Origin of the sequence: Amycolatopsis dongchuanensis (assembly GCF_039542405.1) — a bacterium.
In the GTDB taxonomy this organism is placed as follows: Bacteria; Actinomycetota; Actinomycetes; order Mycobacteriales; family Pseudonocardiaceae; genus Amycolatopsis_E; species Amycolatopsis_E sacchari.
This window is the reverse complement of record NZ_BAABIB010000093.1, coordinates 1-18,527: the sequence shown is the minus strand read 5'-3', so window position 1 is coordinate 18,527 and position 18,527 is coordinate 1. Positions and strand designations below refer to the sequence as shown.

At 72.4% G+C, this 18,527-nt stretch carries 19 protein-coding genes and 1 tRNA gene; 9 read left to right on the top strand and 11 right to left on the bottom strand.

Going from position 1 to position 18,527, the window contains the following annotated elements:
- Window positions 1-6: 6 nt before the first annotated feature.
- Window positions 7-101, bottom strand: a tRNA-Sec gene (locus ABFX51_RS25590).
- Between the two features lie 69 nt (window positions 102-170).
- On the opposite strand from ABFX51_RS25590, the gene selD reads away from it, so the two are divergent.
- Window positions 171-1,163: a selenide, water dikinase SelD gene (gene selD / locus ABFX51_RS25585; RefSeq protein ID WP_346055147.1), complete on the top strand. Its 993-nt coding sequence runs from the start codon at window positions 171-173 to the stop codon at window positions 1,161-1,163.
- A gap of 1,207 nt (window positions 1,164-2,370) precedes the next feature.
- Window positions 2,371-2,535, top strand: a complete 165-nt coding sequence (locus tag ABFX51_RS25580; RefSeq protein ID WP_177228499.1) for a hypothetical protein — start codon at window positions 2,371-2,373, stop codon at window positions 2,533-2,535.
- A 15-nt stretch (window positions 2,536-2,550) separates the two neighbouring features.
- On the opposite strand, the gene ABFX51_RS25575 is transcribed toward ABFX51_RS25580, so the two are convergent.
- Both ABFX51_RS25575 and ABFX51_RS25570 read right to left on the bottom strand, forming a co-directional pair.
- Window positions 2,551-5,367, bottom strand: a complete 2,817-nt coding sequence (locus tag ABFX51_RS25575; RefSeq protein WP_346055146.1) for a penicillin acylase family protein — start codon at window positions 5,365-5,367, stop codon at window positions 2,551-2,553.
- A gap of 116 nt (window positions 5,368-5,483) precedes the next feature.
- The gene (locus tag ABFX51_RS25570; RefSeq protein ID WP_346055145.1) at window positions 5,484-6,932 is read right to left on the bottom strand and encodes an MFS transporter; all 1,449 of its coding nucleotides are present in this window, start codon (window positions 6,930-6,932) and stop codon (window positions 5,484-5,486) included.
- Window positions 6,933-7,017: 85 nt separating this feature from the next.
- On the opposite strand from ABFX51_RS25570, the gene ABFX51_RS25565 reads away from it, so the two are divergent.
- Both ABFX51_RS25565 and ABFX51_RS25560 read left to right on the top strand, forming a co-directional pair.
- A complete protein-coding gene (locus ABFX51_RS25565) occupies window positions 7,018-7,392 on the top strand; it encodes a MarR family winged helix-turn-helix transcriptional regulator (protein WP_346055144.1) in 375 nt (124 codons plus the stop codon).
- A gap of 98 nt (window positions 7,393-7,490) precedes the next feature.
- Entirely contained in the window at window positions 7,491-7,925 is a 435-nt protein-coding gene (locus ABFX51_RS25560) for an Hsp20/alpha crystallin family protein (protein ID WP_346055185.1), read from the top strand.
- Between the two features lie 63 nt (window positions 7,926-7,988).
- Here the strand turns inward: ABFX51_RS25560 and ABFX51_RS25555 are convergent, their stop codons facing one another.
- The 3 genes from ABFX51_RS25555 to ABFX51_RS25545 are packed head-to-tail and all read right to left on the bottom strand — an operon-like array spanning window position 7,989 to window position 9,396.
- On the bottom strand, window positions 7,989-8,195 hold the full coding sequence (locus tag ABFX51_RS25555) for a hypothetical protein (RefSeq protein WP_091503890.1): 207 nt from the start codon (window positions 8,193-8,195) through the stop codon (window positions 7,989-7,991).
- A gap of 60 nt (window positions 8,196-8,255) precedes the next feature.
- A complete protein-coding gene (locus tag ABFX51_RS25550; protein ID WP_346055143.1) occupies window positions 8,256-8,753 on the bottom strand; it encodes a hypothetical protein in 498 nt (165 codons plus the stop codon).
- Between the two features lie 34 nt (window positions 8,754-8,787).
- Window positions 8,788-9,396 (bottom strand): LysE family translocator, encoded by a 609-nt coding sequence (locus ABFX51_RS25545; RefSeq protein ID WP_346055142.1) that lies wholly within the window; start codon window positions 9,394-9,396, stop codon window positions 8,788-8,790.
- A gap of 130 nt (window positions 9,397-9,526) precedes the next feature.
- On the opposite strand from ABFX51_RS25545, the gene ABFX51_RS25540 reads away from it, so the two are divergent.
- Window positions 9,527-9,745: a hypothetical protein gene (locus ABFX51_RS25540; protein ID WP_091503887.1), complete on the top strand. Its 219-nt coding sequence runs from the start codon at window positions 9,527-9,529 to the stop codon at window positions 9,743-9,745.
- On the opposite strand, the gene ABFX51_RS25535 is transcribed toward ABFX51_RS25540, so the two are convergent.
- Window positions 9,746-10,606, bottom strand: a complete 861-nt coding sequence (locus tag ABFX51_RS25535) for an alpha/beta fold hydrolase (RefSeq protein ID WP_346055141.1) — start codon at window positions 10,604-10,606, stop codon at window positions 9,746-9,748. It lies immediately after the preceding gene.
- A gap of 82 nt (window positions 10,607-10,688) precedes the next feature.
- Here ABFX51_RS25535 and ABFX51_RS25530 point away from each other — a divergent pair, with 82 nt between their 5' ends.
- Window positions 10,689-11,159, top strand: a complete 471-nt coding sequence (locus ABFX51_RS25530) for a MarR family winged helix-turn-helix transcriptional regulator (RefSeq protein ID WP_346055140.1) — start codon at window positions 10,689-10,691, stop codon at window positions 11,157-11,159.
- Window positions 11,160-11,181: 22 nt separating this feature from the next.
- Window positions 11,182-12,231 carry an aldo/keto reductase gene (locus ABFX51_RS25525; RefSeq protein ID WP_346055139.1) on the top strand — a complete coding sequence of 350 codons (1,050 nt, stop codon included), beginning with the start codon at window positions 11,182-11,184 and terminating at the stop codon, window positions 12,229-12,231.
- A 3-nt stretch (window positions 12,232-12,234) separates the two neighbouring features.
- On the opposite strand, the gene ABFX51_RS25520 is transcribed toward ABFX51_RS25525, so the two are convergent.
- The 3 genes from ABFX51_RS25520 to ABFX51_RS25510 are packed head-to-tail and all read right to left on the bottom strand — an operon-like array spanning window position 12,235 to window position 16,448.
- Window positions 12,235-13,221 carry a TAXI family TRAP transporter solute-binding subunit gene (locus tag ABFX51_RS25520; protein ID WP_346055138.1) on the bottom strand — a complete coding sequence of 329 codons (987 nt, stop codon included), beginning with the start codon at window positions 13,219-13,221 and terminating at the stop codon, window positions 12,235-12,237.
- Window positions 13,218-15,194: a TRAP transporter permease gene (locus ABFX51_RS25515; RefSeq protein ID WP_346055137.1), complete on the bottom strand. Its 1,977-nt coding sequence runs from the start codon at window positions 15,192-15,194 to the stop codon at window positions 13,218-13,220. The genes ABFX51_RS25520 and ABFX51_RS25515 overlap by 4 nt, the downstream gene beginning before the upstream one ends.
- A gap of 27 nt (window positions 15,195-15,221) precedes the next feature.
- Window positions 15,222-16,448 (bottom strand): MFS transporter, encoded by a 1,227-nt coding sequence (locus ABFX51_RS25510; RefSeq protein WP_346055136.1) that lies wholly within the window; start codon window positions 16,446-16,448, stop codon window positions 15,222-15,224.
- Between the two features lie 112 nt (window positions 16,449-16,560).
- Here ABFX51_RS25510 and ABFX51_RS25505 point away from each other — a divergent pair, with 112 nt between their 5' ends.
- Together ABFX51_RS25505 and ABFX51_RS25500 are read left to right on the top strand one after the other, a co-directional pair.
- Window positions 16,561-16,983 carry a DUF6292 family protein gene (locus ABFX51_RS25505; RefSeq protein WP_346055135.1) on the top strand — a complete coding sequence of 141 codons (423 nt, stop codon included), beginning with the start codon at window positions 16,561-16,563 and terminating at the stop codon, window positions 16,981-16,983.
- Window positions 16,984-17,191: 208 nt separating this feature from the next.
- A complete protein-coding gene (locus tag ABFX51_RS25500) occupies window positions 17,192-17,581 on the top strand; it encodes a hypothetical protein (RefSeq protein ID WP_346055134.1) in 390 nt (129 codons plus the stop codon).
- Window positions 17,582-17,619: 38 nt separating this feature from the next.
- Here the strand turns inward: ABFX51_RS25500 and ABFX51_RS25495 are convergent, their stop codons facing one another.
- Complete coding sequence (locus ABFX51_RS25495; RefSeq protein ID WP_346055133.1) at window positions 17,620-18,336, bottom strand: ANTAR domain-containing protein; 717 nt, start codon at window positions 18,334-18,336, stop codon at window positions 17,620-17,622.
- Window positions 18,337-18,527: the final 191 nt, after the last annotated feature.

Genomic DNA, 18,527 nt, shown 5'->3' with positions numbered 1-18,527 from the left:
GGAGCGTGGCGGAGGCGGACGGGAATCGAACCCGCCAGCGGCAGGACCTGCCCCTCGACGGTTTTGAAGACCGCGCCGGTCACCAGACCGGATACGCCTCCCTGGACCATGGCGACCATCATGGCAAGCCCCGGGCGGCGGCGCGAACCCGGCGGGGGCAGCATGGTCGCATGGCCACCCGACTGACCCAGTACGCCCACGGTGGCGGCTGCGCGTGCAAGATCCCGCCCGGTGAGCTGGAGGACGTGGTCCGCGGGCTCGTCGCGGCCCGTCCGCGGGACCCGGCGGGCGAGCTGCTGGTGGGCCTCGACGACGGCGACGACGCGGCCGCGGTGCGCATCGAGGGCGGCACGGCGTTGATCGCGACGACGGACTTTTTCACCCCGGTGGTGGACGATCCGTACGACTGGGGCCGGATCGCGGCGGCGAACGCGCTTTCCGACGTGTACGCGATGGGCGGGCGGCCGGTCGTGGCGGTCAACCTGCTGGGGTGGCCGCGTGAGGTGCTGCCGTTCGAGCTGGCGGCGGAGACGCTGCGCGGCGGGCTGGACGTCTGCGCCGCCGCGGGGTGTCACCTCGCGGGCGGGCACAGCGTGGACGACCCGGAGCCGAAGTACGGCCTCGCGGTGACGGGCGTGGCCGACCCGAACCGGTTGCTGCGCAACGATTCCGGCAAACCCGGCGTTCCGCTGTCGCTGACCAAACCGCTCGGGATCGGCGTGCTCAACAGCAGGCACAAGGCGACGGGAGAGCGCTTTCCGGAGGCGATCGAGGTGATGACGACGCTCAACGCCGAGGCGTCCCGTGCGGCGCTGGCGGCGGGCGTCGAGTGCGCGACCGATGTCACCGGGTTCGGGTTGCTGGGGCACCTGCACAAACTCGCGAGGGCGAGCGGCGTGACGGCGGTGGTCGACTCGGCTGCGGTGTCCTATGTGGAGGGTGCACGGGAGGCACTGGCGGCGGGTTACGTCAGCGGCGGTACGCGGCGGAACCTGGACTGGGTCGCGCCACACGTGGATCTGTCGGCGGTGAGCGAGGAGGAGGCCCTGCTGCTCGCGGACGCCCAGACGTCGGGCGGGCTGCTCCTCGCGGGGGAGATCCCGGGCGCGCCGGTCATCGGGGAGCTCGTGCCCCGCGGGGAGCACACGATCGTGGTCCGGTAAGCGCTTTCAGGGGGTGTTGGGGCTGAGCTACGAGCTCCGGCGGAGGGGCAGCCGCGGGTCAGGTGCTGCTGCCTCCGAGGGAGCCGTGGGTCGGGTATTGCTGCCCCGGCGACGAGGGAGCCACGAGTCGCGTAGTGCTGTCCCGTAGAAGGGGCAGCCGCGGGTCGGGCGTTGCCGCCCCCGAGGGAGCCGCGGGTCAAGTGCTGCTGTCCCCCGCGCAATGGGAGCCGCGAGTCGGGTAGTGCTGCCCCGTCGAAGGGGGAGCCGCGAGGCACGTAGTGCTGCCCCGTCCGAGGGGCAGCCGCGGGTCAGGTGCTGCTGCCCCGAGGGAGCCGCCGGTCAGGTGTTGCTGCCTCCGTCGGAGTTCTGCGTGCCGAGGCGGCCGCCGGGGAAGTTGTGGCCGTAGCCGGGGTGCGGGCCGCGGAACTGGTGCTGACCGGTGCCGTGCCCGGCGGTGGCGTGGCCGATCGCGAAGCCGCCGCCCCCGCCGATGAGGAACGCGGCCGCGATCGCCGCCGCGATCAGGGCCGTCCGGCGGCCACGTCGCGGTGGGACGGGGCCGCCCCTCGGCGGGGCGTAGTACGGCGGTGGTGGTGGCTGGTTGCCGCCGGGTGTGCCCGGTTGGGGTGCTGCGCCCGGGGCCTGGTGCCACGCCGTTTCCGGGCCTGAGCCCGCCGCGTGCCCGGGAGGCAGCTCCCCGCGGGCTGCCCGGCCGGCGGCTGATCGGCCGTCCCTTGCCCCGCCGGAGGCGGCGCGGTCGAGGCTTGGGCGGCGGGCTGGCCTGCCGTGGCCTGGTCGGCGGGACGCTGGTCCGGGGCGCCATGCCGGGCGGTGGCCTGGCCTGCCGGAGTCTGCGCTGCCGTAACCTGGTCGGCGGCGGGCGGGCCCGCCGGAGCCTGTCCGGCAGAAGGCCACCCTGCCGCGGCCTGTCCTGCCGTGGGTTCCGAGTCTGCCTCCCCGGAACCCGCAGCCGCGCGGCCGGCGGCAAAGCGTCCGGTCGCGGCTTCCGGGCCCGCAGCGCCCGGTGCCTGTCCACCCGATCCCGGCGCGCCTTCCGGCCGCTCGGGTTCTTGCCTCTGCTCCATGCCCTGATGGTCGGTCGTGACGCTGAAAAGAGGCCGTGGTCACCCTGAAGAGTTCCTGTGAAACCCGCGCCGTATAGGTCGTTATACGGCATGATCAGCGACAGGACGGGTAACCGGCGATCATGACGACCTCACCCTTCGAGCCGGACCCGCACCTCGGCGAGCAGCGCATCGCAGCCGCCGATCCCGGGCCCGGCGCACCCGAACCCGCACCCGGCTTCGGCCCCCGCGGCAGCGACGACGTCTCCCCCGACGAAGCGCCCGACGAGGACCGCGAGGATTCCTGAGGCCCCACCGCACCCTCACCGGCCTCCGGCGAACTGCACCACCTGCTGGTACGTCGGCCGGTTCTGCCAGCTGATCGGATCGTGGGTGATGCCGCCCATGGGGCGCTGGACGATCGAGTCCGCGCACCACTGCTGCCCCGCCGCACACGTGCCATCCGTCGGGTACACCGACGTCGCCGGCTCGGCCGCCGCCTGCGCCAGGCTCGTCAGCAGCGCAGTCCGGCACGCGGCCAGCGCCCCACCGCCGCAGTACGGCTGCGCGAGCCCGCCCGCCACCGGCTCCCCCAGCACCGCACGCAGGTCCTTGTCCACATAGGACCACCACCCGTGCTGGAAGGCCGAACCGCGGTGGGGCGCCGCCTCGTTGGCCGAACCACCGCCACCCACCGGGCCGTTCTGCCCGTTCGACGGCGACTCGTTGATCTGCAGCGCCCCGGCCAGCGCCGTGAACAGCTCCTCCCCCATCCCCGGCCGGAACTCCGCCTGCACCAGCAACGGCCACCACGCGTCCATCACCTTGATGGCGTCCGCATCGGCGTACGTCTTGCTGCCCGGCGCCGCCTCGACGCGCTTCGCCCCGTGGGACAGCCACGTGCGCAGCTCGGCCACCGCCGCCGCCTGCGCCGGATCGGTCACCGGCGCGCTGTCGATGACCTTCAACAGGGTCGGCAGCACCTCCTCGCCCCGCAGGTCGGTCACCGCCGCGTCCTCCATCGCGCGCACGACGTCCGCCCGGCTCACCGGGGTCCCACTCGCCACCAGCGCCGAAAGCCGCGTGTCCAGCAGATCGGCCCGGTGCACGCTCGCCTCGCCGAACGCCGCCGACGTGTAGTCCCGCGCCTGCTTGTTGTTCCACGACACGTAATAGTCCTGGTTCACCGACTGCGGGTGCTCGGCGTCGCCGGTGCGGTCCGACGTGTTCGCGGCCGGGTCCCAGTTGCGCCACTCGTACCGCGGCTCACCCACCACCGGCAGGTTCGGGTCCACAGTGGACGGCCGTACGGGGTTCCAGCCCGAGTTGTAGTAAGCGGTTTCCGTGGCGTTCACGTAGAACCAGTTGAAGGTGTAGTTGATCTGCGCCGCCGCGGCCTGGAACTGGGCGGCCGTCCGCATCTGCGCCGGGTCGTTGAACCGCTGGAACCCGACGATCGAATCGGCCTCGTGCCGGTAGGTCGAGCGCTGCGCCGCGTACGCCACCGGGCGCCCGCCGATCGTCGCCCGGTACTGCACGAGCCCGTACCGCGTCCGGTACACGACGAGCCGGTACGAGCCGGCCACCGTGGTGTCGGCGACCGTCGGCTGCCAGGAGTTGCGCACCTCCAGCGGCTCCATCGGCACGCACTGCCCGTTGTCCAGGTAGTACGTCGAGTCCGGGCCCGGCGACGAGCCGTCCGGCGCGCACAGCTGGAGCGCGAACGTGTCCGTGATGTCCTGCGAGGCCGACGTCGCGCTCCAGGCGTAGTCCTGCCCGCGCCCGAGCTGCACGTAGAAGTTGGTGCCCGCGAAGGAAACCCCGCGTGCGCTGATCCCCGGCCCCTGCAGTTCCTGCAACATCAGCAGCTGCGGCGCGAAATACCCCGTCTGGGGACCGAAAACCGCGATGGGATGCCCGTCGTCGGTGTAGCGGCCGGACACGACGAGCGCGTTGGACATGCCGTGCTTGCCGGACAACCCAGGCAGCACGCCCTTGTCGAACATCCCCATCGCGGGCGCGAGCGCGGGTGGCACGGCGACGTCCGCAGACGCGGGCGCAGCGCTCGCCGCCGAGCCCGTCGGGTCGTAGACCTCCTGCTGCGGCCGGACCGAACCGGGATCCGGCAGCGCCACCCCCTCGGGGTTCGCGGGGCTCGCGGCGTACGGGAAGGACTGCCCGTCGTGCAGCGTCAGCGTGGCCTCGGGGTCGTTCTGCTCGCGGAAGGACTGCCACACCTGCTCGCCCAGCGCCGGGCCGTACTTGGCCTGCGCGGCCTGTTTGACGAGCGCGGACTGGACCTCGCCACCACCGCCGGTGCCGAACAACGCGCCGACGACCCCGGCGATCGCGATGAGATCGGTCGCCGCGAACGGCTGGATCGTGCCGGCGTTGGTGATCGCGTCCACGTGCCCGGTGAGCACGTACTCGCCGGGGAAGTAACGGCCCGCCTTCGCCTGGCGGATGTAGGTGTTGAGGCCGTCGAGGTAGGCGGTGATGTCGGCGAGCGCCTGCGACCCGGCGGCCCCGCTCGCAGCGATCCGGTCCACCTGCGACTGCAGGTCCTGCTCCGTGTACGGGGCGGCGGCCCAGAAGGTCTGCTCCAGCTCCCGGTTGCCCTCGGCGCCACCGGCGAAGCTGGTCAGCTGCCCGCGCCCGACGTGCCGGAACAGGTCCATCAGCCACAGCCGGTCCTGCGCCGCCGCGTACCCGGCGCCGAACTCCGTGCCGGACCGCGTGGTGCCGTAGACGTGGGGGACGCCGGTCGCCTTGTCCCGCACGATGCTCACGTCCGAGCGCGGCCGGATCGTGCTCTGCACCTGGTCCGGCGGCACGCCGAAGGCGGAGGAGTTGAAGTACTCGTCGATCGTGGCGTCGGTGATCGAGCGGTAGTCATTCGGCAGTGCCGCGTACGGGCCGAGCTGGTCGGAGGCGTGTGCCGGCTTGGTGCCGAACAGCTTGTTGGCGAGGATTTCGGCGAGCGTCGCGTTGCCGTTCTCGCCGGGCGGCAGGATGTCGTGGCACTGGTTGCCGCAGTAGTCGGTGGTCGCCGCCTCGGCAGGGGAAGCGACGACGGGAGCGACGGCCGTGACCGCCGCGAGCAGGGCCGCCGTGGCCCGTGTCCTGGCTGTCCGGAACATGCACCGGGACGGTACGCGCGGACTCCGCTATTACGAAAGTCCCTCACGTTTTCTTCCGTCGAACGGGCCAGTCCGTACGGAGGGCTTCCGGCCAGGACCGGAAGCCCTCCGCCCCCTCACACCAGTTCGTAAGCGGTCTCCGCGGGCTCCTCCGCACGCCGCCTGCGGACGACGCCCGAGATCGCGATCAGCAGGCCCACCACGGCGATCCCGGTGACCACGCTCAACGCCGGGCGCAGGCCCGTGAGCAGGTTCGCCGCCGACGCGTCCTCACCGCCGTTCGCGGTGAGCACCGCCGTGACGACGGCCAGGCCGATGGCGCCGCCCACCTGGAGCGAGGTGTTCAGCAGGCCGCCCGCCAGCCCCTGCTCGTCGTCGCTGATCCCGGTCGTGGCCTGGATGTTCAGCGACGAGAACGCGAGCGTGAAGCCGATGCCGAGCAGGATCATGCTGGGCAGCACCGAACCGGCGTACCCGGAGTGCTCGTCGACGCGCAGGAACAACGCGTACGCGGCGACGTGGGCGACCACCCCGGCGAGGATCGTGCGCGGCGTGCCGATGCGGTCGATGAGCGGTTCGATGCGCGGCGATCCGAACGCGACGATCAGTGCCGCGGGCAGGAAGCCGAGCGCGGTCTGCAGCGCGGACCAGCCCAGCACCGACTGCAGGTAGAGCATCACGACGAACTGGAACCCGATGTAGGCGCCGAAGAACAGCGCGCCGCCGAGGTTCGCCCGCGCCAGCGGGCCGGAGCGCAGGATGCCCAGGCGCAGCAACGGGTGCGGGCTGCGCCGCTCGATCAGGACGAACGCGGTCAGCAGCGCCGCGGCGACCACGAACGAGATGAGCGTGCGCGGCGCCGCCCAGCCGACCTGGGGTGCTTCGACGACGGCGAACACCAGCAGCAGCGAACCGGCGGCGCCGGTGACCGCGCCGGGCAGGTCGTAGCCGCCGCGGCCGCGGTCGGGCCGGTAGGACGGGACGAGCCGGTAGCCGAAGGCCAGCGCGGCCAGCGCGATCGGCACGGGCAGCAGGAACGTCCAGCGCCAGCCGACCTCGGTCAGCAGTCCCGAGAACACCAGGCCCGCGGAGTACCCGCTGGCGCCGAACACGGCGAAGATGCTGATGGCGCGGTTGCGCGCCGGGCCCTCGTGGAACGTCGTGGTGATGATCGACAGCGCGGCGGGCGCGGTGAAGGCGGCCGCCAGCCCCTTCACGAAGCGGCTCGCGATGAGCAGCGCGCCGTTGTCGACGAGGCCGCCGAGCAGCGACGCGAACGCGAACACGGTGACCGCGACGAGGAACACGCGGCGGCGGCCGAGCAGGTCGGCGGCGCGCCCGCCGAGCAGGAGCAGCCCGCCGTAGCCGAGGACGTAGCCGCTGACGACCCATTGCAGCGCGCTCGTCGAGAGGTTCAGGTCCGCCCGGATCGAGGGCAGGGCGACGCCGACCATGGACACGTCGAGCGCGTCGAGGCCGATCACGGTGGACACGGTGAGCAGGACACCCCACAACCGCGCGTTCCAGTGCGTCGAGGAGGTGGACAAGGGCTCGGGTGAACTCATGGAGCCGAGATTACATGCGTCTGCATCTAATGCAAGGGGATTTAATGTGTTTGCATAAAATTCACGCGCATGCTATGGTGCGGTCGTGAGCGACGTAGCCGAACGGGGTCTGCTGAGGCAGTGGCACGACCTGCTGAGCCTGCACGCGACCGTGTCAGGGGCGCTGGAGAGCAGGCTGCAGGAGCGGCACGGCATCGGGGTGACGGAGTTCGAAGCGCTCGAACAGCTCGTGACGGCGGGGCGGCAGTGCCGCGGCACCGAGCTGACCGAGGTGGTGCACCTGAGCCAGAGCGCCACTTCCCGCCTCGTGGCCCGGATGGAGCGTGAGGGGCTCGTCGAGCGGACGATGTGCCAGGACGACCGTCGCGGGGTGTTCGTCAACGTGACCGACGAGGGCCGCCGCCGCTACCACGAGGCCAAGCCGACCCACCGCGAGGTACTGGCGGAACTGCTCTCCTGATCGTCATCCTTCCGACGACACTCCTCTTGTCATCGCCGCGACGACTTCCTATCCTGGAAGTGCGCGTTGACATGGGAAAAGACGAGGAGGGACAGACGATGTTGATGCGCACCGACCCCTTCCGCGAACTGGACCGGCTCACCTCGCAGGTGTTCGGCAACCCCGGCACCTGGTCCCGCCCGACCTCGATGCCGATGGACGCCTACCGCGCCGGCGACGAGTTCGTGGTCTGCTTCGACCTCCCCGGCCTGACCGCCGACGCCATCGAACTGGACGTCGAGCGCAACGTGCTCACCGTCAAGGCCGAGCGGCGTCCCCCGCACGGCGGCGAGGACGTCGAGATGCAGGTCTCCGAGCGGCCGCTGGGCGTCTTCTCGCGCCAGCTGTTCCTCGGCGACGGTCTCGACACCGAGCACATCCACGCCGACTACGAGGCGGGCGTGCTGACGCTGCGCATCCCGGTCGCCGAGCAGGCCAAGCCGCGCCGCATCGAGATCGCCGGCAAGGACGAGCCCAAGCAGCTGGGCGCCTGACCCCGCGCCTGCCGGGGCGACCCGGCGGGCGCTGTCCACATCGGAGTCCACATCGGACCCCGGTCAGACCTCGCGAGCCTGTTCCAGCAAGGCTTCCCCGAGTGCGGCGGCCTCCGCGCGGGACAGGCTCACCCACTCCACGTGGTCGTCGTCCCGGCCCGAGGAGATCCGCAGTGCCACCCAGCCGGTCGGCACCACCGGCAGCTCCGCGCGGCTCACCGTGATGCGCCGCCCGCACCGCGTCGCCAGCGTCTTCCGCCGACCGGACATCCCGCACCTCCGCTGACCAGAACCCGTGCTACACGGGATAGAGCGCGCGGGATGCGGCCGCTATTCCCCTCCGGCCGGGCCGACGTCCGGCTGCCGGCCGGGCCGCAGCGACGCGTGCCGTTGCCCGGGGCCGGGCCCCCGCCGGGCGGCGAGCGCGTCGGCGACCAAGCCCGTGGCGAAGCCGTAGACGGTCTTGTGCAGCAGGTCCACCGCCAGCTCCCGCCGCGGCCAGGTCTGCGGCGGAGCGCCGACGCCGGTGGCGTTCTCCAGGATCTGGTCGTTGCTCAGCCGCACCACGGTGAACATCGCCGACGCCACCGGGCCACGCAGGCCGGCGTTGGCCATCAGCGCCCGCACCACCCCGGCGAGCGCGCCCTGGCCGAAGTGCATCACCAGGTTCCCGCGCAACCGCGAACCGGTCAGCCGTGCGAGGACTGCGCCGGGGACCTGCGAGTCCGGCCGTCCGGTGCACCGCTGTTCGAGCTTCTCCCCCACCGTCATCACCGCCGTGCCCACGGCTCCCGCGAGCAGGCCCTGCCACACCGCGCTCCTCAGCATGGCTCCCGGCTACCCGCTGCGCGGCCGGGAAACCTCAGGCGACCTCGTCGACCGCGAGCAGTCCCGCCAGGCCGAGGAACGCGAGCCCGCTGCCGAAGGCGATCCGCCGCCGCACGCGCGGCCGCAGCCCGCCCGCGCCGAGCCACGTGCCCGCGGCGATGTAGCCCAGCCCCACGACCAGTTCCACCACGAGGTAGGCCAGCCCCAGCAACGCGAGCCCGGACGCCTCGGTGGTGAACTGCGGCAGCAGCGCGGCGAACAACAGCAGCGCCTTCGGATTGCTGATGGCTACGGCGAACTCGTGGGCCACCACCGGCCACCAGCCACCCGGAGCCGGGGCGGGGCCGTCGGCTTCCGGGAGGCGCCGCGCCTGGCGCAGGCTGCCGATGCCGATCCACAACAGGTACGCCACACCCACCCACTTGATCACGGTGAGCGCGGTGGCCGAGGCGGCCAGCGCCGCCCCGAGTCCCGCGACCGCGAGTCCGATGAGGACCGTGAACGCCGCCAGCCTGCCGCCCACCCCGGCGAGGGCGTGTCCCGGCCCGTGGCGCACCGCGTTGGTCAGGCCGAGCAGCTGGTTGGCGCCGGGGATGAGGGAGACGAGGAGTGCGGCGGGGAGAAAACCGGCCCAGTTGGTCACGGCGCCGATGCTAGTTCGGCTCCCGGGCGACGGGGCCGGACGAGCAGGCAGGTGTGCACACCCGGGCAACCGCGGTTTCCGCATCCCCCATCCGGGCAACCCACCAGGCACGTTCTTCTGGGAGGTTGCCATGACTGACAGGACACGCCTGCACTGGGTACCGGCCACCGCGGCCCGCTGCTGGCTCAGCCTCTTCGCCGGCGTCGTGCTGCTCGGCTCCAGCATCTGGATGCTCAGCACCGGCGACGAGCGGCTGCCGGTGTTCAGCGTGGTCGCGGCGGTCGCGGCGGCGCTGCTCGTGATCATCGCGGTGGTCGGCCTCGTCTCCCCGCGCCTGCGGGGACGCTGATCAGCCGGCGTCCACGTCGCGGAAGAACTCGCGCAGCGCGGCGGCGAGTTCAGCGGGTGCTTCCAGCGCGGCGTAGTGCCCCACGCCGTCGAGCGTGACCGAGCGGATCTTCCCGGCCGCGACCTGGGAGACGGTGTTCGCCGTGAAGTCGCCACCACCGGCGCCCACGGCGAGCACCGGCACCGTCAGCGGACGCGCCTGGGCGAGCGCCACGATCTCGTCCCCCTCGCGCAGCATCGATTGGTAGAGACCACTCGCGCCGCGGAAGCCGGACGGCCGCGAGTAGGTCCTGGTGAACTCGTCGAGGTCCGCGTCGGTGATCGCGTCCGGGTTCGCGCTCAACGCGGGGAACGCGAACTGGCCGAGGAACTCCCGTTCGCGCCCGGCGAGCAGCAGTTCGGGGATCCCGGGCGCGGCCAGCACGCCGATGTGCCAGCTGCCGCCGCGGGTGACGTCTCCCAGCGCTTCCAGGCCGAAGCCCGGCAGGCCCATCTCGATCGCGGTGAAGCTGCGGACGTCTTCGGGGTGGGTGGCGGCGAGCCGGAAGACGGTGGCACCGCTGATGTCCTGGCCCGTCAGGTGAACCGGTCCCGCGCCGAGCAGGCTGATCAGCTCGTGGAGGTCCTGCGCCGCGGTGGCGCTGTCGTACTCCCCCGGCCCGGCGTCGGAGTCACCGAAACCGCGGAGGTCCACGGCGAACACGCGGTGGTCCGCGGCGAGCAGCGGGATCAGCCGCGAGAACGCCCACCACGATTCGGGGAACCCGTGGACGAGCAGGACCGGGGAGCCCGTGGTACCGGCCTCGACGTAGTGCAGGCGGGTGCCGTTCACGGCGGCCGTGTGGTGGGTCAGCTCGGGCATGGCGTCCTCCAAATGGACAACTTGGTTGTCTTCGAGAATAGACAACTATGTTGTCTTTGTCGAGGACCGTACGCTGAGGACCATGTCCCGTTCCGGTGCCGATCTCGCCCTGCTCCTCCTCGGGGGCTTCCGCACGCTCGTGGACGCGGCGCAGGCGGAGCTCGCGAAGCGTGGTCACGCGGACGTCCGGCCGGTCCACGACTTCGCGATCAGGGCGATCGCCGCGGGCGCCGACAGCGCGTCCGAACTGGGCCGCCGCATGGCGGTCTCCAAGCAGGCGGCCGCGAAGACGATCGCGGTGCTGCAGGAGCGCGGGTACGTCGCACGCGAGCCCGACCCCGCGGACGCCCGCCGCAAACGGCTCCAGGTGACCGATCGCGGCTTCGAAATGCTGCGGACCGGCGAAGCGGTCTTCGACGAACTGCGCGAGGAGTGGCGCCGCCGGATCGGCGCGGCGCAGCTGGACGAACTCGAGGCGCGGTTGACCGAATTGGTGGGGAAGGACCCCGTTCGCCTGGACGCGCCCGGATGGGTGGCACGAGACCTCGGCTGATCGCCGACTTAAGGTCAGTACCATGGAATATCGGCAGCTGGGTAGGTCGGGACTGCGGGTCTCGGTTCTCACGATGGGCACGATGACGTTCGGCGGCCGGGGAGTCTTCGGCAACGTCGGCAACACCGGGGTGGACGACGCGCGGCGGCAGGTGGACCGCTACCTCGACGCGGGCGGGAACCTCGTCGACACCGCGAACGTGTACTCCGGCGGGTTGTCCGAGGAGATCGTCGGGCAGGTGCTGCGCGGGCGGTGGGACCGCACGCTCATCGCGACCAAGGCCAGGATGGCGATGGGCGACGGCCCGAACGACGCCGGCCTGTCGCGGCACCACCTCGTGCGCGAGTGCGAGGCGAGCCTGCGGCGGCTGGGCACCGACCACATCGACCTCTACCAGGTGCACGAGTGGGACGGCCTGACCCCGCTCGAAGAGACCCTCGCCGCGCTCGACGACCTCGTGCGGGCGGGCAAGGTCCGCTACGTCGGGGCGTCCAACTACTCGGGCTGGCACCTGATGAAAGCGCTCTCCGTGTCCGAAAAGCACGGCTACGCGCGCTTCGTCAGCCAGCAGATCTACTACTCACTCCAGGCGCGCGAGGCGGAGTACGAACTGGTGCCGATCTCGCTCGACCAGGGGCTGGGCGTCCTCGTGTGGAGCCCGCTCGCCGGTGGCCTGCTGTCGGGCAAGTACCGGCGCGGGCAGCAGGCGCCCGAGGGCTCGCGGCACCTGTCCGACTGGGACGAACCACCCGTGCGCGACCAGGACAAGCTCTACGACACCGTCGAGGAGCTCGTCTCCATCGCGGAGTCGCACGGTGTCTCCCCGGCGCAGGTGGCGCTGGCCTACCTGCTCGGCAAGCCCGCGGTGACCTCACTCGTGATCGGCGCCCGCACCGAGGAGCAGCTCGCCGACAACCTCGGCGCGGCGGACCTGCGACTGTCCGAAGAGGACCGGAAGCGGCTCGACGCGGTGAGCGCGCCGCCCCTGCTGTACCCGTACTGGCACCAGGTGAAGACCGCGTCCGACCGGCTCGGCCCCGCCGACCTGTCGCTGCTCGGCCCGCACCGGTAAGCGCTATCCGCCCACGCCGAGTGCCTGCCGCGCCCCCGGGTGCAGCGGCACCGGCGCGGTGCGGGACGCCAGCTCCCTGCTGATGTCCTTCGCCGCCGGGTGCACGGATGCCAGCTCCGCCTTGTGGTCCACGAGCAGCCGCGTGATCGCGCACGCCGAACCCACCGGGGAGTCCTCGCGCACCAGAAGGAGGTTCGGCACCACGATCGTGGGCACGTCGGCGGGCTGGCCGTACGCGGCGGCCGGGATGACCCCGGAGTCGTAGACCTCGTTGACCCGCTTGAGTTTCGGCAGCAACGGGGTCACGTCGAGGAACTTCACGCGGTCCCGCATGGACGTCACGATGTCCGTCAGCTGCGCGGTCGGCAGCCCGCCCGACCAGACCAGCCCGTCGAGCGTGCCCGCCTTGATGCCGTCCGCGGTCTTGGCCAGGTCCAGCCGCTGCGCCTGGATGTCGGCGGCCGGGTCCAGGCCCGCCGCCTCCAGCAGCCGGTTCGCGATCACCTCGGTGCCGGACTTCGGGGAGCCGGTGGAGATCCGCTTGCCGCGCATGTCGGCGACGCTGTTGATACCCGAGTCCGTCCGCACGAGCACCTGCGTGGAGTTCGGGTAGATCCGGGCCAGCGCCTGGATGTGCTGGGCCTGACCGTCGAAGGACCCCTTGCCGGCCACGGCGTCCGCGGCGGTGTCGGCGAGGGAGAACGCGACGTCGTAGGTACCGGCGGACAGCTGCTGGATGTTCTGCACCGAGGCGCCGGTTTCGGCGGCCGTCGCCCGCAACGCCGTGTTGTTGCTGATCAGCTGCGCGAGCCCGCCGCCGAGCACGTAGTACACGCCACCGCTGTTGCCCGTGGCGATCGTGATCCGCCCGGCCGCGGCGGTGCACTCCTGCCCGCCCGCCGCCTGCTCGGTGCGCTGCTTCCCGCCGCAGCCCGCGACCGCCGTGAGCGCCAGCGCCACCGCGGTCAGTCCTGCCAGCAGCCGGTTCATGCCGTCCTCCTTCGCAGTACCGCGTGCATGACCACGGCGGCCACGCCGCATCCGGCGCCGACGGCGATCGGCACCGGTTCGAGGTAGAGCAGGCACAGCGCGGCCGGCACGAGCAGCACCCGCACCGGCCACGAGACCTCGCCGAACAGCCGGCCGCCCGTCACGACCGCCAGTGCGGCGACCGCGAGCGCGGACACCGCGAGCACCCACACCACGGTGAGCGCGTCCGCCTGGAACAGCAGCGCGGCACCGGAGTCGGTGAGCACGAAGGCCAGCGGCACCAGGAACGCGGGCAGCGTGTACTTCCAGCACTGCCACATCGTCTTGATCACCGAACCCCCGGTGATGGCCGCGGCGGCGACGGCGGCGAGCGCGGTCGGCGGCGTCACCTCCGACAGGACCGCGTAGTAGAACAGGAACATCGCCCGCTCGGCCGCCGCGACGCCGAGGCTTTCCAGCGCCGGGCCGAGCACCACCCACGCGATGATGAACGACGCGGTGACCGGCACGGCGAGCCCGAGCACGCCGACGGCGACCGCGGACAGCACGACCGTCAGCACCAGCACCGCGGTCGGGTCGGTGGTGATGACGCGGGCCAGTTCGACCAGCGCGTCGGCGAGTTCGAGCCCGAGGCCCGTCTTGGCGATGGTCGAGGTGATCACCCCGGCGGCGGCACACACCGCGATCACCGGCAGTGCGGACCGGACGCCGGTGGCGAGCGCGTTCACCAGGTCGCGTGCCCACCCGCGCAGGTCGCCCCGCCGCGCGATCAGGGCGAACGCCGCGGCCACCCCGGTGGCGTAGACCACCGCGGCGAACGGCGGGATGTCGAGCGCGAGGAACACCACGATGATGCCCAGCGACACGAAGTGGTACCCGCCGCGCAGCAGCAGCCGCCGGACCTCGCCGCGGTGCCGGTCCTCGTCCGGCTGCCGCGCGAAGCCGAACCGCCGGGCGTCGGCTTCCATCGCCAGCACGACGCCGAGGTAGTACAGCAGCGTCGGCAGCGTCGCCCAGATCAGCACCTGCAGGTAGGAGGTCTGCAGGTACTCGGCGATGATGAAGGCCGCCGCGCCGAGCGTCGGCGGGGACAGGATCGCGCCGATGCCCGCCGCGGCGAGCAGCCCGCCCGCCTGCTCACGCGGGTAGCCCGCCTTGCGCAGGATCGGCCACGTGATCGCACCGACGCTGACGGCCGTGGCCGTGCCCGAACCGGAAACGGTGCCCAGCAGGAACCCGGAGAGCACGGTGGTCCGCCCCGGCGCGGTGCGCGACCGGCGGAACGCGGCGAACGAGATGTCCACGAAGAACCTGCCCGCGCCGGTCGCGTTGAGCACCGCGCCGTAGATCGTGAACAGCACGATGTAGGTCGCGGCGACGTCGAGCGGGGTGCCGTAGAAACCGCTCGCGTCGTTGTAGAGCGCGTTGACGATCTGCGCGAAGTCGATGCCCGCGTGTGCGATGCCCCAGTTCTGCGGCAGGTAGCCGCCGTAGTAGGCGTAGGCGAGGAACAGCAGGCACACCGCGGGCAGCACCCAGCCGGTCGCGCGGCGGGTGGCCTCCAGCACCAGGAGCAGCAGCAGCGCACCGGCGACGACGTCGAGGGTGGACAGCTGCCCCTGCCGGTCGAGGAACGCGTCGTAGCCGCCGAGCACCGGGTACAGCCCCACCACGAGCGCGACCACCGCGAGCACCCAGTCGACCGGGCCCGGGTCGTCGCGCGGTGCGGGCGGGCGGGAGCGCGGCCGGTAGCAGAGGAACACCAGCGGCAGCGCGCAGCCGAGGAAGATGACCAGGTAGAACTGGTTCCCCTTGCTGTACGGGAAGAACACCTGCTTGAGCACGAGCACGCCCACGGCGAGCGCGACCAGGTGGACGAGCAGGTCCGGGCGGCGCGAAAGGCGGCGCGCCGGGCGCTCCTCGTCGTACTCGGCGACGAGGTCGACTGGGTCATCTTTGACCGGTTTCGTCATCAACGCTCCCTTTGCGTTGATCACACGTTAGGGCTTCACGGCCCCCGGGGAAACCTCCGTTCGCCCGGCTTCGCGGAACGCGGCGGGCGAGAGGGTCCACCACACCAGGACGGCGCCGATCCCGTGCACCGCCGCACCGGCGAACCACACCCCGCGCAGGCTCCAGTGCGCGGCGATCAGGCCACCCGCCAGCGAGCCGAGCGGCGTCAGGCCCCACGCCAGCGCGCGGTGGCTGGTCAGGACCCTGCCGAGCAGCGCGCGGGGCGTGAACCGCTGGCGGCTGGACTGCGAGCACACGTTCCACACCAGCGTCGCGGCCGTCATCACCACCAGCACCGCGCCCACGGCGGCGGGCCACGGCGGCAGCACCGCGATCAGCAGGCTGGTGCCCGCGGCGAAGGTCTGCGCGATCCGCATCGACCACGAGTAGCCCAGCCGCGCGACGATCCGGTGCACCACGAACGACGAGAGGATCCAGCCCGCCGCGAGGCACGTGAGCAGCGCGCCGTAGCCGACCGGGCCGATGCGCAGCACCTCGGTGGCGTAGAGCACGAGCATCGCGTTGCCCGCGCTCGCGGCGAAGGACCCGAGCGCGACGGTGATCGTGATCGCCCGCAGCAGCGGGGTGCGCACCAGGTACCGCAGCCCCTCCCCCACGTCCCGCAGCGGATGCGCCCGTGAGGGTGTGACCGGCGCGGACGGGATGCCGCGGACCAGCAGCAGCGCCAGCAGGGCCGCGACGCACGCCAGCCACGCCGGCAGCCCGGCCGCGAAGGCCACGAGCCAGCCCGTGAACGGCGGCACGACGAACTGCACGAGGCCGCGGTCGATCAGCTGCAGCCGGGTGTTGGCGGCGGTGAGCCGGTCCGGCGGCACGACCTCCGGCACGAGCGCGCCGCTCGCGCCGTCGCCGAGCACCTGCGCCGAGGTCAGCGCGAAGGCCGCGAGCATGAGCAGCGGCAGGCTCAGCAGGTGCGCGGTGCCGAGCACGGCGAGGACGAGCGCGGCGGCGACCTCCACGGTGAAGGCCCAGGCGAGCACGGTGGTGCGGCGCACGCGGTCGATGAGCACCCCGGCGAACAGCGAGAACAGCAGCCACGGCGACTGCCCGGCCACGTTCACCCAGGACACGTGCCGCGGGTCGGTCGTGATCGAGACCGCCAGCAGCGGCAGCGCGGCCAGGACCAGCCCCTCCGCGGTCGAAGCCGAGATCGCCACCGCCTGGAGCCGCTTCCAGCCACCGTCCCCCGTCACGGGGGACCAGTGTGCCAAGGCGCTCCCCGGGTCGTCGTCCCTTTTTTTGCGTGCCGCAAGTAAGTGACAGAGCGCACGTTTCCGCCACACCCGGCGCGGGCATTCGATCTTCGTGACTCTCGCGTCCGATCCCCACCTCGACCTCGACTTCGCTCTCGACAACGGGTTGCGCGCCTACGTACTGGCCGTCAGCGCGGCGGTCGGCACGGGCTGGGAGGCGTGCTCGGTCGACAGCGGCACCCCGATGACCGCCTACATCGCCGTCGACGGGTCCGTGCCGGGCCACGGCGCGTGCGACGTGGCGCTGCTCTGGCACGAGGACCGCGGCTGGGCGGTGGTGCTGGAGACGCCGTCGGGCGAGGACCTCACGCTGGCGCGGCTCGGCGGACCGGTCGTCGCGGCACCGGAGGCCGTCGCCGGGTTCCTCGCGGCCGTGCGCTCCGGAACGCGTCCGGCGGCGCGGCCGGTGGTGCCGTCGTCGTCGGTCGAACTGGCGGCGGAACTGGGCGCGTACCAGGTGGATCCGCTGCCGTAGTGCGGTCAAGCCGCACCGTGCGCGGTGCAGGTGCCCGATTCGCCCGGAACCGGTGAGCACCCCCGCACCTTTCCTCCCCTTCGCCGCTTGCTCCCGACGATGGCCGTGGCGCGCCCGTCGCTCCAGGGACTAAGTTCCTGAACCACGGGGGCCATCCGGTCCCCGCCCGTGCCGTCCATTGTGGACACCGTCACCGGCGAGGAGCGGCGTGCCGAGGACCCTGTCGCACGACGAGTGCGTGAAGCTGGTGCGCTCGCCCGTGCGCTACCGCCGCGCGGAGCTGTCGGTCGACGGCCGGGACCCGTTCGTGCGCACCTGCCTGGTGCTGGACAACGGCGACTTCCTCGTGCCCGGCGACCGGGGGCTGGTCCGGACCGCGGCGGGCCGCACCGTCACGGTGACCGTGACCCACCGGAACCGGCACGTCCCCGGTGGCTGGACGGTGAGCGGGATCGGCCTGGCGAGGCCACTCGTCGCCGCCGACCGGCCGGTACCGCTGCCGCGCGCCACGGAGCAGGACCTCGACTTCCGCACCGGCGTGCGGGTCGTGGTCGCCCGGCTGACCGGCCAGCTGGTCTCGGTGGCCGAGGAGGTCTGAACCGCTGCCCACTGCGTGTCCAATCAGGACAGACGACCTTAGGAGCCGTCGCCGGGCAGGCGCAGCCGCCGGTCCACCACCGCCTTCGCCACCTCGGCCAGCGGCTGCCCCCGCCGGTAGGCGTGCACCCGCAGCCGGACCAGCGCGTCCAGGACCGGGATCCCGAGCTGCACGGCCACCATGCCCGCGGCCTGGTGCACCTCGGCGTGCCACAGCGCGGCCTCCCCGGCACCGCGGGCGGGGGCCCCGCTGAGCTCGTCGATCACCAGCAGCAGCGCCGTGTCGGCGTACACCACCGCGTCCAGCAGCTCCTCGGTGCCCGGTTCGCGGGGCTCGTCGCGGTGCAGGTCGAGCACCCCCACGCTCAGCGCGCCCAGCATGAGCGGCACGCTGTACAGCGCACGGACACCCCGCGCCGTGGCTTCCGGCGCGAAGGCGGGCCACCGCCCGGCACCGCCCTGCGCGGCCAGGTCGACGGCCACCACCAGCGTCCCGGAACCCGCCGCGTCGACGCCCGGCCCCTCGCCGAGGTTCACCGCCAGCTCGGTCGGCCCGTCCGCACCCGTCGCGTACAGCAGTTCCAGCGCGAGCAGTTCCAGCGCGCCGGGCCGCCCGGCCAGCGCCAATCCCGCGCCGCTCAGGGAAAGCGCGTCCACCACCGCCAGGCACACGTGACGCGACGACACGCGTTCCCCACGCCGCCGCGCGCAGTCCACCACGGCGGCCCAGACCCGCAGCACGCGGTCGGTTGCCACTCCTCCATCCATTCCGGGCCGGGCGGCCCCCGCGCCGGTGCGGCCCGCCACCTCCGCCCCCCTCGTTCCCGGACGGAGCCCCATCATGATCGCGTCGGCGGGGCGCCGGTAGGGAAGAAAGCCCCTAGCTGTGGTGTCCAGGGAGGTTGGTCAGGCGGGTGATCGGGGGTTTGCCGCTGGTTGCGCTGTGG